The following is a 15,680-nucleotide window of genomic DNA, read 5'->3' as shown; positions in this document are numbered from 1 at the left end:
TGGCTCCCACGGTCAACGCCCCTCAGTACAGGCCATCGTTGCCCTTGACGTCGGCGGCCTGGAGGCCACCGAGTCGCGCATGCAGGCGTCCGCGCGTGGCAAACGCCCAGATGATTACCAGTTCATCGGCGGACGGGCCGTCACTGAACGAAAGCGAAATGCTGTCGTAGTGCGAACGCACATACAGCGCATCCTTGTGGGCCAACGGCACGTCGATGGTCGCACCCGGCCCGCCACGCTTGCCGGTGGAAGGCACCCAGGACTTGCCACCGCCCAGCGCGACCCGGATCGGGTCCGCCGCCGGGTTGGTGAGCAAGGCATTGCCGTGCTCGTACTCGCCCGCGCTGCCCACCAGGCAGGCCTTGCCATAGCTGACGATCTCGCGCCCGCCCGCCAGGGCCTGGATACGCCGGCCGAACTCCTGGCCCAGCAACGGCGAGGGTTCGACCAACTCGGCCAGGCTCTCGCTGAAGCGACCGGCATACGGGTTGGCGATCACGGCGCCAATGGCGTACTTGAACAACGGCTCGCCGTCGGCCAACTGGCCGGTTTCGTTGGCCAGGGTTTCCTCGACGAAGCTGTACCACTTGCGGATGTGATAACGGGCGAAATTAGCGGTTTTCATCAGACATGCCTCTTGTTCAAAGTGGGTCGAGATCGAAGTGACGACTGGGCGCGCCGGCCGACTTGAAACGTTCCTTGCCGCGCTCGTCGTCGTGTTCGGTCTCGAGGAAAAACTCCATGCGATTACCGTCGGGGTCGTTGAAATACACGCCGTTGCCGATTTCATGATCGGTGATCTTCACCACCTCGATCCCTTTGCCAAGCAACATGCCGTAGAGCTGGCGCAGGGTGGTCATGTCGCCGGCGATCTCCAGCCCGTAGTGCTGCAGGCCCAGTCCACCTTGGTGGGCACCCGGTTCTGCGCGGATCAGGGCGATGTCGTGGTGCTTGGCACCGAAGGCCATCATGATCCAGCTTTCACCCCGGGCACTTTCGTGCATGCCCAGCACGTCGGCGTACCAGCGTGCCGACGTTTCCGGGTCCTTGACGAACAGCGACAGATGCGTACGAACGACCTCGACTTTCATCGCGCGATACCTCAGTTCTTCTTGATGATGGATTGATGCCCGGACTTGATCTGCGCCACGGCTGGCGTCCAGAGCACATCAGCGATTTCACTGAACTCGCGCCACTGTTTCTGCCAGCCGTCACCGCCGTTCTCGGAGGTGAACAAATGGCCATACTTGGTGCCGGCGACGATCTGGCGCGGGTTGGCCGGGTTCAGGGCAATTGCCCAGACACAGGAGTTGGGTTGCTGTGACAGCGGCAGCACCTCCCAACTGATGGCCGCGTCCCGGGAGACGAGCACCTTGCTGGTGGTACCCGGCGTGCCATCGGAAATGCTCAGGTACAGGGTGTCCTGGCTGCCCAGCGGCGCATTCATGGCGCGCACGTAGTACAGGCCGAAGGTTTCGCGGGCTTCTATGCCGGTCCAGGTCTGGCCCTCATCGAGGCTGCGGTAGACGGCGTTGACGCACACCACGACGATGACTTTCTGGCCGTGGTTGGGCAGTACCAGGATGTTGTGGATGTCTGAGTTGTAGTCCCACAACAGCCGGTCGTCGACACGAGTCCAGCTGTCGCCGCCATCGCGGCTGTGGAACAGGCCGCCCTCTTCGAGGCCGAACCAGAGCTGGTTGCGGTCCGTCGGGTCATAGGCGAACGCCAACAGGCGCGGCCGGCTGACACCTTCGCAGAACTCGGGAATCTCCACTGGCGCCCGGTCCCAGTGCTGGCCGCCGTCGAGGGTGCGCCACAGGACGGCACGGGACGGTGCCCCGGTGCCGACGAAAATGCGCTGGGCATCCTGCGGATCCACGGCGACCTTCCACACCGTCTGCCCGTTGAACGGTGAGTCCACCCGCTGCCAGTGCCCGCCAGTGTCGCGGCTGACGCACAGGCCGACATCGGTGCCGGCGTAGATCACTTCAGGCGCCTCGGGATGAACACTCAAGGATCGGGTGATCGCATCGAACTCAAGGTCTTGCCCCAGGCCGAGGCGGTGCCAGGTGCGCCCGTCATCGGCACTGCGGATGACCGCCTGCCCCACGGTGGCGACCAAAAGGGTTCCGTTACTCATCGCTGTTGCTCCTCAAATGAAGATGCCACGGGTCAGGCCACCGTCGATGCCGATGGACTCGCCCGTTACGGCGCCGGCCTTGGGGGACGCCAGGAAACCGATCAGCCAGCCCATTTCGATGGGCGCCAGGGTGCGGCGAATCGGCGTCGCGTCGATGTAGCCCTGCTCCACCTGCCCAGGGGTCTTGCCCTGCTTGATCCCTTCGCGCTCGTACAGCTCCTGGATGTGCGGGGTGTCCACCACGCCGGGGTGAATCAGGTTGACGGTGATACCGGCCGGGCCCAGTTGGTCGGAGAGGGTCTTGGTCATGTGGGCAATGGCGAGGTTGCGCATGCCCGAGAGCACCTTGCTGCCACGCCCGGTCAGGCCACCGATGTTGATGATGCGACCGAAGCCACCGGCCTTCATGTGCGGGGTCACGGCCTTGGCGCAGCGGAAGTAACCGATCACCTTGGTGTTGAGGTCCGACAGCAGCTCGTCGTCGCCGGCGTGCTCGATGTCATTGCGAACCACCCCGGACGGCGCCGCGGCGCCATTGACCAGGATGTCGATGCGGCCAAAGTGCTTGTAGGCGGCCTGCACCATGTCCGTCACGGCCGACATCTGGTTGGTGTCGCAGTACAGCGGCAGTACCTCGTTACCGGTCTCGGCGCTGATTTCCTCGGCAGCCTGCTGCAAGAACTCCATGCGCCGGGCGCAGATCGCCACCTTGCAGCCTTCCTGGGAAAGAAAACGTGCGACTTCCTTGCCGATGCCCATCCCACCGCCGGTGACGATTGCCACGCGGCCTTGCAATTCCAGATCCATAGCAGTTCCTCTTGTGTTTATTCGGTTCAGGCCAGATCGACAAAGACACTCTTGGTCTCGGTGTAGGCATCGATCACGTGCTTGCTCATTTCCCGGCCCCAGCCGGATTGTTTGTAGCCACCGAACGGCGACGCCGGGTCGACGACGTTCCAGCAGTTGATCCACACCGATCCGGCTTTCAACTGTGCGGCCACCCGGTGGGCGGAGCGCAGGTCCCGGGTCCACAGGCCCGCTGCCAGGCCATAGGGCGAGTCGTTGGCGCGCAGCACCAGTTCGTCGATCTCGGTCCAGCTCATGACCGTCAGCACCGGCCCGAAGATTTCCTCGCGGGCGACACAGGCGCGTTCGGCGCGGTCGAGAAACACGCTGGGCTGGATGAAGTGGCCGCGCTCCAGGTGCTCGGGACGCGCGCCGCCGCACACCAGCTCGGCACCCTCTTCCTGGCCGCGTTGCAGGTAGCCACGCACCGAGTTCAACTGCCGGGCCGATACCAGCGGCCCCATGCTGCTGCCCGGGTCCAGCCCAGGGCCCAGCGAGTGGGCGGCGGCATGGCGCTGGAGCTCTTCGAGCACCTGGTCGAGGACACTGGCGTGTACATACAGGCGTGACCCGGCGGTGCAAACCTGGCCCTGGTTGTAGAAAATGCCGTCGGCGGCGCCCTTGGCTGCCCGCACGATGTCGGCGTCGGGCAGGATGATGTTCGGTGACTTGCCGCCCAGCTCCAGGGACACCTTCTTCATGTTGCCGGTGGCGGCCTGGGCGATCAGCCGGCCCACCTGGGTGGAACCTGTGAACGCGATCTTGTCCACGTCCGGGTGCTGGGCCAGCGGCGCACCGGTGTCGGCACCCAGGCCGGTGACCAGGTTGACCACCCCGGCCGGGAAGCCGGCGGCCTCGATCAACTGCACCAGGCGAATCGCAACCAGGGGCGTCTGCTCGGCAGGCTTGAGCACCGCGACGCAACCGGTCGCCAGCGCCGGGCCGAGCTTCCACACGCACATGGTCAGCGGGAAATTCCACGGCACGATCAAGGCGCAGACACCCACCGGTTCGCGCAGGGTGTAGTTGAGCATCGGCGCGCCGCTGGCGGGCGACACCGGCAGCGTGCTGCCTTCGATCTTGGTCGGCCAACCGGCAAAGTAGCGCACGATGTTGGCCGCGCTTGCCGCTTCGCCCCGGGCCATTGCGATCGGCTTGCCGTTCTCCAGCGTGATCAGTTGGGCCAATTCTTCACGGTGCTGGTCGAGCAGTTCCGCCAGGCGCAACAGCAGCAGGCCACGCTGGGCCGGTGAATGCGTGGCCCAGGGTCCGGTGAAGGCCGCGCGGGCGGCAGCGACGGCGGCTTCTATATCGCGCTTGTCACCTTCGGCCACGTGCGCCACGCTGCGTTCGTCCGCCGGATTTTCCACGGCAAACCGACGGCCACTGGCTGCGTCCTGCCAGGCCCCCCCGATGAACAGCCGGCCGGGTTGTGCCAGGAATTGCTCGACGGCGGGCAGTAATTGGATCTGACTCATATCCCCTCCTTCACAGGGCCATTTCGATCAGGCAAGGACCGCCGTCAGCCTTGGCATTGGCCAGGGCCCGTTGCAGTTCGGCGTTGGTGCAGACGGTGCAGGCCGGCAGGCCGTAGCCCTTGGCCAGGGCCTTCCAGTCGACGCGTGGGCGGTCCAGGACGGTCAGGCTCAGGGCTTCGGGCCCCAGCTCGGTCATGCCGAAACGGCGCAATTCGTTCTGCAGGATCGCGTAGCGATGGTTGGCGGCAATCAGAATCACCACCGGCAATTGCTCGCGGGCGATGCTCCACAAGGTCTGGATGGTGTACTGGGCGCTGCCGTCCGATTGCAGGCAGAACACCCGGTTGCCACGCTCGGCCAGGGCCGCGCCAAACCCCACCGGAATGCCCTGGCCGATGGCGCCTCCGGTATTGGTCAGTACCCGGTGCCGCGCGGCATGGGCCGAGGCAGTGAAGAACGGGTAGCCACACGTGCCACCCTCCACGGAAACGATGCAGTCGTCCGGCAGTGAGGCAGCCAGGACCTGACCGATCGATTGCGGAGTCAGCTCGGCTTCGCCCGGCGGCAACTCGATGCCCATCGGGGTCGGCTGGAAGGCCGGTGCCTGCAAGGCATCGGCAAGCGCGGTGAGCGCGCCGGCGACATCGTCCCCCACCTCGGCCAGGCACAGCAGGCGTTCACGCTCGGCCAAACGCGAGGCGATGCCCTCATAGCCGAAGTAACTGATCGGATCCGGGACGCCGGCACACACGACGGCGTCGTACTGGTCGAGGATCTCGATCGCCACCTCGGGGAAATACGGCAGGCGATCCAGGTCCGGCAAGCCACCGCCACGGTAGCTCAGGCGCGGGAACGTCTCGGCGAACATCCGTACACCCGGCAGTTGGGCCAGGCGCCCCGCCGCCTGGAGTCCGTCCACGGACAAGCCCTCGTCACCGACGATGAACACCAGCCGGCGCCCGTCGCGCAGGGCCTGGGCCACGGCTTCGATCCGATCACCGGCCATACGCCGGACCGGGGCCTGCAAGGCGCTGAACGGACGTTCAATCGCCACGCTGTTGGCCTGTAAATCCATCGGCAGGATCAGGCTGGCGATTTGTCCCTTGGCCTGCCAGGCGGCACGCACCGCTTCCTGCAGGTCTTCCCCGACGCCGGCCGCCGTGCGCGAAGTCCGCACCCAACCGGAAACACTGCCGGCCAGGGCCTGGATATCGCTGGCCAAGGGCGGATCGTAGTTGACGTGCCAGGAGGCGTGATCGCCGATGACATTGACGATAGGCGTGTTGGCCCGCCGGGCGTTGTGCAGGTTGGCGATGCCATTGGCAAAGCCTGGCCCCAGGTGCGTCAAGGTCATGGCCGGTTTGCCGGCGATCCGGCCATAGCCGTCCGCGGCCCCGGTGCACACGCCCTCGAACAGCGACAGGACCGGTTTGAGGGCCGGCGCACTGGCCATCGCGGCCACCAGGGGAATCTCCGTCGTTCCGGGATTGGCAAAGCAGTACTCGATACCGCTTGCCACCGCCGCCTTCACTATCAGTTGCGCACCATTCATTTCCAGCCCTCTTGATCGAGCGTTTGCAGTGGCTGAGATTTATCACACAGAAAATCTGGATCAACAAGCTATTTTTTAACGAAAAACTCGTATTTTGAGATTTTATTGTATTTTTAAACTTAAAAACGCCATCCATATGCTTGTTTTTCTCAGCCACAGGAGTACCGTGATGGCGGGTTATCCCTGCCATGGGCAGGCTTTCCATCCCTGGCGCGTCTACCTATAGTGCTCACCCATCGGCCATCCACGCGCCCTCCCTCCTTAGGAGTCAAATGAGCAGTCTGAGTAAAATGCTGAGCGTCCTGGACCTGTTCGGCCCGCAACAGCTGAAGATCGACCCCGACACCATTGCCGAACGCATGGGGTTGTCGCGGGCGACGGTGTACCGCTACGTCAAGGACCTGTGTGACGCCGGCCTGCTGGTCCGGGTGGACGCCGGCAGCTATGGCCTGGGGCCACGGATCATCGAGCTGGACTGGATGATGCGTCAGTACGACCCGATCCTCGTGGCCGGTCGCGAACTGATGCATACGCTGTCCGAGGAAACCGGACTGGCGGTCTTCGCCAGCGTTTTCTACGACGGCCACATCATCAACACGTACATTGCCGAACCCGATGACACCTACCAGTTTTCCTTTGGCCGAGGTCATCCGCTGCCGTTCTTCCGCGGCGCGCAATCCAAGGTGCTGATCGCCTTCCAGAAAGGCCGGCGCCTGCAACGCCTGTTCGATGAACACATGGCCAACGACCCCGACAGCCCTTACGACTGGGCCGGTTTTTCCAAGGCGGCGAAGAAGATCCGCAAGGATGGCTATTGCCTGACCCACGACGAGCTCAACCAAGGCCTGACCGGTATCGCGGCGCCGATCATCAACCCGGCGCTCGACGAGGTGGTCGGCAGCCTCTCGGCGGTCGGCAGTACCCAGAGCTTCAAGCTGCTACGCCAAGACACCGTGGTGGAAATGGTGATGGAGACCACCCGGCGAATCGCCGAGCGGATGAAGCATCCGCCGGTCTCCGGCCAGGGCTAGACAACCTCGCCAAGACAGACGCTGCGGTGCCATCCGCCCGCAGCGGCGCCGGATCAGAATGGAACGGCGACGGTGACCTGGCTGTACAGGTTGGTCCCGTTGCCGCCCACCTGGTTACCCCCTGTCGCGGCATCCCGGTCCGGTTTGTAGAGGCCGATCAACGGGGTGACGATCAGGTGCTCGCTGACAGCCCACTCGGCATAGAAATCCAGCTCCCGGGCGTCGAGGTTGACGGCGTTTTCTTTGCGCACGGTGTTGTAGTCGAAGAACAGCGCACCGAGGGTCAGATTCTCCAAGGGCGTGGCCTTCAGGCCGACATGATGGATACCCGTGTTGGTGTTGAACGGCCCGGCGTAGTTACCGGCCACCTCGCCCTGGAACCAAGTGCCGTAGCCAGTGCTCTGGCCGGTGAACAGCGAATCCCACCGGGACGAGTAGCGGGTGTAGCGGTACGTCAGCTTCGGCGCCCAGGCAACGTCCGCGAAGGTATACCCGGCCTCGGCGTACCAGGCATTCTCGGTGCCGGCGTCTTTGTCCTGCCAGGCGTACTCGAAGGCGAAGCTGGCGTTCTCGATGCCAGCGTCGCCCTCGCCGCGCAGGCTGTAGACGTCCAGCCCCTTGCGTTGGCGCTGGAAGTCGCTGGCCCACCGATCATCGACGTCAATACCGTGCACCCAGGTCAGCCCCAGCGTGCCGGCCTTGGCGGTGTAGTCCAGCGTACCGGCCGCGAGTTCGGTCTCGGCCTGGGCACGGTTGTCGGACTTGAGCCACACCACGCTGCCGTGCACCCCGTCCTGCCCTCCCAGCCGCACCACCGCGGTCTGGTCGAAGGCATGCCGGGCCGCCATGTAATAGGCACCGCCACGGTTCAGGCGGCCGTCGGCCGGTCCTTTACCCAGATTCGGCCCGTCGTCGTTGATGAGGAAGCCTCGCCCCAGCTTGACCACCTGGCGGCCGCCAGAGACATCGACGCCATCCTGGCCCAACGCCGGGAACAGGTCGCCGGAGCGCCAGCCCAGATAAGCCTCTTCGATCTTGGTGGTGCGCTCGGATCCAACCGAGTTGCCGGCCGGGTCGCCGTCCCCCCAGGTGGCGGAGCTGACCAGGTTGAACGCACCGTAGGCAGTGCCATGGCCGGCCAATCCCTGGTCGCCACTCAAACCGTACTTGATAAACCCTTCTCGCCAGGTCGATCCCCCCGGCGTGCCGTCGTAATTCTTGCGACTGTTGAACATCCCGAACACCGCCACGGCGTCGGCGTTGAGGTGGCTGTTTTCATCGGCGTACAGTTCGTATGCCTGGGCCTGGCTGATGACCGACAGCGTCAAGGCGCAGACGAGACTGTCCCTTGTACGTGAAACCCACGATGGATAGCGCATGGTTGAAGCTCCTGAGGGGGCGCCTGATGCTCAGGCGCGAACCGACGCAACCTGGCTGCGTCGGTGGAACGGACGCCGACTAGCGGCAGTCGGTTAGGGCCATGTCGAGGGCAGAGACCATCTGGCCCGCCTCATCGGCCGTGAGGGTCAGGGGCGGCGAAAGGACGATCTTGTTGCCGATCGGCCGCACCAGCACTCCGGCGCGTCGTGCCTCGTCGGCGATGCGCGAGGCACGGCCGGACGCCGGATCGAGCGGCTCGCGGGTGGCCTTGTCGGCCACCAGGTCCAGGGCGATCATCAGGCCCTTGCCGCGCACCTCGCCGACCACTGCGTGGCGCTCGACCAGCGGCTGCAGTTGCGCCAGCAACTGGGCGCCGACGGTGGCCGCATTGCCCGGCAGGTCCTCGGCCTCGACGATATCCAGCACCGCCAGGGCCGCGGCGCAGGCCGTCGGGTGGCCGCTGTAGGTGTAGCCGTGCATGATGACGTTGCTGAAGCCCGGGCCGTTCTCGATCGCATCGGCCATGCGCTGGTTGAAGACCGTCGCGCCCATGGGGATGTAGCCGGCGGTGATGCCTTTGGCCAGGCACAGGACGTCCGGGGCGACACCCCAGCCGCGACTGCCGAGCATGCAGCCGGAGCGACCGAAACCGGTGACCACTTCATCGGCAATCAACAGGATCGCGTGGCGATCACAAACCTCCCGCAGGCGCTTCCAGTAGTGCGCCGGCGGCACGATCACGCCCCCCGCCCCCTGCACAGGCTCGGCCACCATTGCAGCAATGGTCTGCGCGCCCAACAAGGCAATCTGGTCTTCGAGCTGGCGGATACAGTGCTCCGTCAACGCCTCGGGGTCGCGGCAATCCCAGGGATTGCGATACAGCCAGGGAGTGTCGAGCAGATGACAGCCGGCCAGCAACGGACCGTGGTTGTAGTGGTACACGCCGTTGCCGCCCACCGAAGTGCCGCCCATGTGCACGCCGTGATAACCATTGCGCAGCGACAGGAAGCGCGTGCGGCCCGGTTCGCCGCTGGCGATCCAGTACTGGCGGGCCATTTTCAGGGCGGTCTCGACGGCATCGGAACCGCCGGAACTGAACAGCACCCGCGCCATTTTTTCCTGGGCGAACATCGACGTCAGGCGCTCGGCCAGGTCGAATACCCGTGGATGGGCAATGCCGTCGAACGTCTGGTAATACGCCAGCTCATCCAGTTGCGCGGCAATGGCGGCCTTCACCGAGGCGCGGTTGTGGCCGATATTGACGTTCCACAAGCCGCCTACGCCGTCGAGCATGCGGTGGCCGTCGATGTCCGTGATGTAGTTGCCGTCGCCGCTGGCGATGATCAAGGTCCGGGCCCGGTTCGCCGGGGCCGATGAACTCATCGGATGCCAGAACTTCTTGGGTGCTGTCTTATATTTCTCGTACATGACTGTTGCCCTCACTCGGTTTCAAGCTTGCGTACGTACACCAACTGCTGGGAGGTGAATTCCAGCAACCCTTCCAGCCCGAACTCGACGCCAAAGCCGGACAGCTTGCAGCCACCGAAAGGCGTGTTCGGTTGAATTTGCGCGTGACAGTTGACCCAGGCCACACCGCATTCCAGGCGACTGGCAAGAGCCTGCGCCTGGGCCAGATCCGTACCCCAGACCGACCCGCCCAAGCCCATGTCGCTGGCATTGGCGCGGCGCAGGGCGTCCTCGACATCCTGGTAGGCGATGACCGGCAACACCGGGCCAAACTGTTCTTCGTCGACCAGGCGCTGGCCGTCGGTGACATCCATCACCACCGTCGGCGGATAGAAAAAGCCCGGGCGGTCCAGCCGCGCACCGCCACACAACACACGGGCTCCCTGGGCCTGGGCGTCGCTTACCAGCCCGGCGACAAGCTCCAGTTGCTCAAGGTTCTGTACCGGGCCGAAACTCACGCCAGGCTCCAGGCCGTCGCCGACCACCTGACGCCGGGCGATGGCCGCCAAGGCCTCTGCGAAGGCCACGTACTGGGATTGGTGCACGTACAGCCGCTTCAGCGCGGCGCAGGTCTGCCCCATGTTGAGGAAGGCCGCCTGGAAGATGTCTTCGACCACCTGTTCCACTGGCGTGCCCGGCAACACGATCGCCGCGTCGTTGCCACCCAACTCCAGCGTCAGGCGCTTGAGATTGTCAGCCGCACCGCGCATCACACTCATGCCGGTGTCGGTCGAGCCGGTGAAGACCACTTTGTGAATGCCCGGGTGCCGAGCGATTGCACGGCCGAACCCCTGCTCGCCGGTGACGATGTTGATCACGCCCTGGGGGACATGCCGGGCGATGATCCCGACCAGTCGTAACGTGCTCAGGGGCGTCAGGCTCGAGGGTTTGCTGATCACGCAGTTGCCGGCGCGCAGGGCCGGCATGATGTGCCATACGGCGATCATGAAAGGCCAGTTCCAGGGCGTGATCGACGCCACCACGCCCAAGGGCTTGCGGTGCAACTCGACACGCTGGGCGGGGGTTTCTTCCACCAGTTCTACCGGGATCTGCTGTTGCCCGGCGTAGCGTGTCCAGGCCGCGGCCCCCATGACTTCGGAGAACGCCAGCGCCATGGGCTTGCCTTGCTCCAGAACGATCAGGCGAGCCAGTGCTTCGGCGTCGCGCTCGATGTCCGCGGCAATGGCCAACAGGCGCTCGCAACGGTCCTCATGGGCGGTGCAACGCCAGGAGCCAAACGCCCGCTGGGCAGCGTCGACGGCCTGGTCCAGCTGGGCCAGCGAGCCGGCGGGGCAGCGGGCGAATGCTCTGCCGGTCGCCGGGTTGATCACCTCGAAGTGACCGTCCTCGCCGTCCACCGGCTGGCCGTTGATGAGCATTTGATAATCGTGCATGACACTTTCCTTTCGCGCACCGACAAGCCGTCCGGTACACGGACGGGTCGGTATTTTTCGTAGGGGTTGAACGGGGCCGCGGGGCTTAGAGCTTATGGCTACCCAGTGCCTGGTATCGCTGCGGCGCGGTCTTGCGCAGTCGCGCGGCCAGGAGCACGCCGCCCAGCAGGGCCGCGGGGATGATGGCGCAGAGGCCGTAGGACAAGGCCACGCTGGCACCCGTCAGGACATCGAAATGAACCACTGCCAGGACCAGGACCGCCAGCAGCGCCAGGCAGGAAAAACCAGGGAAGATCCGCCCGCGCCAGATGCCCAGTTTGAGCTCGGGGTGGCGCCGGAAGAAGACCAGCACCGCCGCCGACGTGATCGCCATCAGCAGGATCACACAAAGCGTGGCCAGGTTGGACAGCCAGGCAAAGAGTTGCAGGATCGGGTCGGCGTCCATGGCGGCAAAGATCAGCACGATCACCGCAGAGATCAGGCTCTGCAACGCCGAACCCATATGAGGGCTCTGGTGGACGCGGTGGGTCGTGCCCAACTGGCGCGGCAGCAGGCCGTCACGCCCAATGGCATAGAAGTAGCGCGCCGCGGCGTTGTGGAAAGCCAGCAGCCCGGCATAGATGCTGACCATGAACAGCACGCGGATGATTTGCGTCAGGTACGGGCCGACAAAGTGGTCAGACATGCCATAGATGAAGGTGGTCGGGTCTTGCAAGGCTTGCAGCGTCGGGACGATCTTGTCCGCGCCGACGCCCACCACCATCGCCCAGACCGACAGGGCGTAGAACCCGCCGATCAGCAGGACCGAACAGTAAGTGGCAATCGGGATCGTGCGTTGCGGGTTCTTGGCTTCTTCACCGTAGATGGTCGTGGCCTCGAAACCGATGAACGCCGCGAAGCAGAACAGCAGGCCGATGGACGGCGTACCGCTGAGCACATGGGTGCGATCGAACGAATCGAGATTGATGCCGCTGTCCCCGCCGGTCTTGAGGATGGCGAAGTCCAGGGTCAGGATGGCCAGGTACTCGGCGATGACCACCACCGAGAGCAACCGGGCCGAGAGATCGATCTTGCGATACCCCAGGATCGCGACGCTGATCATCGCCATCAACGAATACGACCACCAGGGCAGCACCAGGCCGAAGACACTGGCCATGGTGCCGCTGACGACGCCCCCGAACATGCCATAGAGGCCGACCTGGAGGATGTTGTAGGCGAACATCGCCAGCACCCCCGCCGCCCCGCCGGCCAGGCCACCCAGGCCTCGGGCGGTGAAGGCATAGAAGCCACCGGCGTTGGTGACATGGCGGGACATGGTGGTATAGCCCACCGAGAACGCCAGCAACACCATCAAGGCCAGGATCAGCAATGCCGGTGTGCCGGCGCCGTTGCCCAGCATGATGCCAATGGGAAAGCCGCCGGCGATCACACTCAGCGGGCTCGCGGCCGAAACCACGAAAAAGATGATGAAGCCGACGCCCAGGGCACCACGTTTCAGATCTGTCGAGCTGTTGATCGGGATAGATACACTCATTTTCTTGACCTTATTGTATGAGGCAGTCGCTGCAGGATCGGCGCGGTCAACCACTCACCGGCACCGAACAGCTTGTCGTTCTTGTCGCACGCTGGATTCGATCCTATGCCGGCCCATGAACGCCTCGCTATCCCAAATTGGTAACATCGGCAGGCTTGCCCCAAAACAGGTCAAGACGCTCCGCGAGCGCCTGCCGATTCGGGGTGCACGGGAGTGATCCCGTCCAGGCAAAGGGTTTATTTCGCGCCAATGTCCGGCGCTGCTCCCCGCTCGTGGGGCGCCGCCGCGCCGTTCAAGCGTGGGCGCAGTGGGCGATGGTCGCGCGGGCGGTATGGGACGGCAGTTCGGCGAACAGCGCCTGGTACTCCGCCGCAAAGTGGCTCAGGTGATAGAAGCCCCACTGGGCGGCGGCATCGCCAATCGAAAGATGGGATGCCGGAGTGGACATCAAGGTCCGGCGCACGCCGTTGAGGCGTACGGAGCGCAGGTAATTGAGCGGCGTCGTCTCCGCCACGGCGCGAAAACTGTTCTGCATGGTTCGCCGGCTCACCTGGAGTCGTTGGCACAACTCACTCACGCTGGGCACGTGGTTCATCTCGGCGGTCGCCAGGCGATGGCATTTCTCGACGATGAAGCTGCGGGTGGAACTGGGGCTGCGCTGGCGCTTGTCGCAGGCCGGATCGGTCATCAGTTGCAGCAACTCGCCGAGCATGGCCTGCTCCAGCTCCCGGTCGCGGGCGCTGTCGAGCTCTTCGCTCACCAGTGCCTGGGAGAAGACCGCCAGCAACCGACGCCGGGCGTCCGCGAAGCGCTGGGTGGACACCCTGATCACCGGCTGTCGGAGCAGTTGGCTGATGTCCTTCGCCGACGCGGTCTGCACCAAGGCCTCCTCGAACAGCTCACGCTCGAAGGTGATGGACAGCAGCTCCATGCCCATCGGCATATGGAACATGAACTCCTCGCCACCGTGGAGGAAGAACAGGCTGCTGTCGTCCACGTCACGCCCCTGCATCCGGATCGAACCCGGGACGTTGATCGGCACCGCGAAGCACATCTTGCCGGCCGGGGCCACGCCGTGCTGCACGACACGCTGGTTGATCTGCTCGCAGAAAACATGACAACGGGCGGTGCTCAACTGCATGAGCGAACTCTCGGCCGAACCGGCGGTGAGCTGGTTGTAATCCTGGCTCCATTCCTGGACCGTGGCCGCGTGGACATGGACGTCCTTGAAGTGACTTATGTTTATGTTTCTCATATTTCGCGAAAGCCCCGTTCAATATTATTGTTTTTATCCTGCCTTCCCGGGCGATATTCTCACAAAGATCAGATTCTGCAAATTCCATCACGTGACTTCAACGCGTGGCCACTGGCATTCGCTCAGTGTATCCATGTGCCGATTCGGGCTACCGGCCAGGATCGCACTCTGGGGATGATCGACATACTACAACCGACATCCAGAGAGACCGTCATGAGTGAAGCCAAGCTTGAATCCCTCCACTTCGCCGATGCCCCGCGAATCACTTCCAGCACCCTGCCCGGCCCGATGGCCGCCGAAGCCCTCGCGTTGTCGGCGCGTACCGAGTCGATGGCGCGCGGCGGCGGTCGCATGCCCGTGGCCATGGACCGTGCGTTTGGCGCAACCTTCAAGGACACGGACGGCAACACCTACATCGACCTGTCCGCCGGCGTAGGCGTCAGCAGCGTAGGCCGTTGCCACCCGAAAGTGGTGCAGGCCATTCGCGACCAGTCCGAAGTGCTGATGCATGCCCTGGAAGTCAACAGCACCCGCCGCACCGAACTGGCGGCCAAGCTTTCCGAGATCGCTCCCGAAGGCCTGCGCGGCGACTGCATCACCTTCTTCACGCAAAGTGGCAGCGATGCACTGGAAGCGGCGATCAAGTTTGCCAAGCGTATCACCGGGCGGCACCAGATCATCGCCTTCCACGGCGGCTACCACGGCGTGTGGAACGCCTCGGGCGCGCTGACCACGGGCACCGCCTACCGCAAGGGCTACGGGGCCATGATGGGCGGCGTGATCCATGCGCCCTACCCGTATGCCTACCGCTTCCCATTCGACACCACGCACAAGAGCGCCGAGCAGATCGCCGGCGATTACGTGGACTACCTGCTGAACACACCCTATACCGCCGCCGACGACGTGGCCGCGGTGATCGTGGAGCCGGTGCAGGGCGAAGGCGGCTACGTGCCGCCCTCGCCGGAATTCCTGCAACTGTTGCGCAAGGCCTGCGACCGCAGCGGTACGCTGCTGATCGTCGACGAAGTGCAATCCGGCGCCGGGCGCACCGGCAAGATGTGGGCGGTGGAGCACTCCGGCGTCAAACCCGACATGCTGACCTTCGGCAAGGGGATCGGCAGCGACCTGCCGATGGCCGGACTGATCATGCGCTCGGACCTGGCGGCCGCCATTCCTGACGGTTCGATGCCCAATACCTTCGCCGCCAACTCCCTGTCCGCCGCGGTGGCCCTGACCAACATCAGCATCCTGCAGGACCCGGACCTCGACCTGCTCAACCGCGCCCACACCCTGGGGCTCGAAGCCCAGGCGCGCATCCGCGGTTTCAACAGCCCGCTGGTCGGCGAGGTCCGCGGACGCGGCCTGATGATCGGTATCGAACTGGTTGCGGACCCGGTCACCAAGGCGCCGCTGGAAGGCGCGAAGATCGGCCAGCTCATGGGCTACCTGCTGAACCACGGCGTGCTGATGATCCCCTGCGGTCGCTACAGCAACGTGATGCGCGTCATGCCTTCGCTGACGATCTCACGGGCGCTGTTCTTCAAGGCACTGGACATCTTCGGCGACGCCCTGGCCTCCCTCGAGGCTTGAGGCTGTCTCG

The 15,680-nt window shown here is 64.5% G+C and carries 13 protein-coding genes; 2 read left to right on the top strand and 11 right to left on the bottom strand.

Going from position 1 to position 15,680, the window contains the following annotated elements; translation table 11 throughout:
- Positions 1-22: 22 nt before the first annotated feature.
- From V5F23_RS11150 to V5F23_RS11125, 6 genes are read right to left on the bottom strand one after another with little or no spacing between them, the layout of a single operon-like run.
- A complete protein-coding gene (locus V5F23_RS11150) occupies positions 23-625 on the bottom strand; it encodes an amino acid synthesis family protein (protein ID WP_042731323.1) in 603 nt (200 codons plus the stop codon).
- A gap of 16 nt (positions 626-641) precedes the next feature.
- A complete protein-coding gene (locus V5F23_RS11145; RefSeq protein ID WP_042731324.1) occupies positions 642-1,091 on the bottom strand; it encodes a VOC family protein in 450 nt (149 codons plus the stop codon).
- An 11-nt stretch (positions 1,092-1,102) separates the two neighbouring features.
- Positions 1,103-2,143, bottom strand: a complete 1,041-nt coding sequence (locus V5F23_RS11140) for a YCF48-related protein (protein ID WP_042731325.1) — start codon at positions 2,141-2,143, stop codon at positions 1,103-1,105.
- A 12-nt stretch (positions 2,144-2,155) separates the two neighbouring features.
- A complete protein-coding gene (locus tag V5F23_RS11135) occupies positions 2,156-2,950 on the bottom strand; it encodes an SDR family oxidoreductase (RefSeq protein WP_042731326.1) in 795 nt (264 codons plus the stop codon).
- 26 nt (positions 2,951-2,976) lie between these two features.
- Positions 2,977-4,467 (bottom strand): aldehyde dehydrogenase family protein, encoded by a 1,491-nt coding sequence (locus tag V5F23_RS11130; RefSeq protein ID WP_338474595.1) that lies wholly within the window; start codon positions 4,465-4,467, stop codon positions 2,977-2,979.
- 10 nt (positions 4,468-4,477) lie between these two features.
- Positions 4,478-6,019 carry an acetolactate synthase large subunit gene (locus V5F23_RS11125; RefSeq protein WP_123578856.1) on the bottom strand — a complete coding sequence of 514 codons (1,542 nt, stop codon included), beginning with the start codon at positions 6,017-6,019 and terminating at the stop codon, positions 4,478-4,480.
- A gap of 272 nt (positions 6,020-6,291) precedes the next feature.
- Here V5F23_RS11125 and V5F23_RS11120 point away from each other — a divergent pair, with 272 nt between their 5' ends.
- Positions 6,292-7,050 (top strand): IclR family transcriptional regulator, encoded by a 759-nt coding sequence (locus V5F23_RS11120; RefSeq protein WP_123578855.1) that lies wholly within the window; start codon positions 6,292-6,294, stop codon positions 7,048-7,050.
- 53 nt (positions 7,051-7,103) lie between these two features.
- On the opposite strand, the gene V5F23_RS11115 is transcribed toward V5F23_RS11120, so the two are convergent.
- The 5 genes from V5F23_RS11115 to V5F23_RS11095 all read right to left on the bottom strand — a co-directional run bounded on the left by V5F23_RS11115 (position 7,104) and on the right by V5F23_RS11095 (position 14,080).
- A complete protein-coding gene (locus V5F23_RS11115; protein ID WP_338474594.1) occupies positions 7,104-8,429 on the bottom strand; it encodes a hypothetical protein in 1,326 nt (441 codons plus the stop codon).
- Between the two features lie 79 nt (positions 8,430-8,508).
- Complete coding sequence (locus V5F23_RS11110; RefSeq protein WP_042731992.1) at positions 8,509-9,858, bottom strand: aminotransferase class III-fold pyridoxal phosphate-dependent enzyme; 1,350 nt, start codon at positions 9,856-9,858, stop codon at positions 8,509-8,511.
- An 11-nt stretch (positions 9,859-9,869) separates the two neighbouring features.
- Entirely contained in the window at positions 9,870-11,291 is a 1,422-nt protein-coding gene (locus V5F23_RS11105; RefSeq protein WP_123578853.1) for an aldehyde dehydrogenase family protein, read from the bottom strand.
- An 85-nt stretch (positions 11,292-11,376) separates the two neighbouring features.
- Positions 11,377-12,825: an APC family permease gene (locus V5F23_RS11100; protein ID WP_123578852.1), complete on the bottom strand. Its 1,449-nt coding sequence runs from the start codon at positions 12,823-12,825 to the stop codon at positions 11,377-11,379.
- Positions 12,826-13,117: 292 nt separating this feature from the next.
- Positions 13,118-14,080: a helix-turn-helix domain-containing protein gene (locus tag V5F23_RS11095; protein WP_042731995.1), complete on the bottom strand. Its 963-nt coding sequence runs from the start codon at positions 14,078-14,080 to the stop codon at positions 13,118-13,120.
- 213 nt (positions 14,081-14,293) lie between these two features.
- Here V5F23_RS11095 and V5F23_RS11090 point away from each other — a divergent pair, with 213 nt between their 5' ends.
- Entirely contained in the window at positions 14,294-15,670 is a 1,377-nt protein-coding gene (locus tag V5F23_RS11090) for an aspartate aminotransferase family protein (protein ID WP_123578850.1), read from the top strand.
- Positions 15,671-15,680 lie beyond the last annotated feature (10 nt).

The sequence above is a fragment of the Pseudomonas sp. WP18 genome (genome assembly GCF_036689585.1).
GTDB classification, from domain to species: domain Bacteria; phylum Pseudomonadota; class Gammaproteobacteria; order Pseudomonadales; family Pseudomonadaceae; genus Aquipseudomonas; species Aquipseudomonas chlororaphis_E.
Note: the sequence above shows the minus strand (reverse complement) of the source record. Positions and strands in the feature narration are given on the sequence as shown.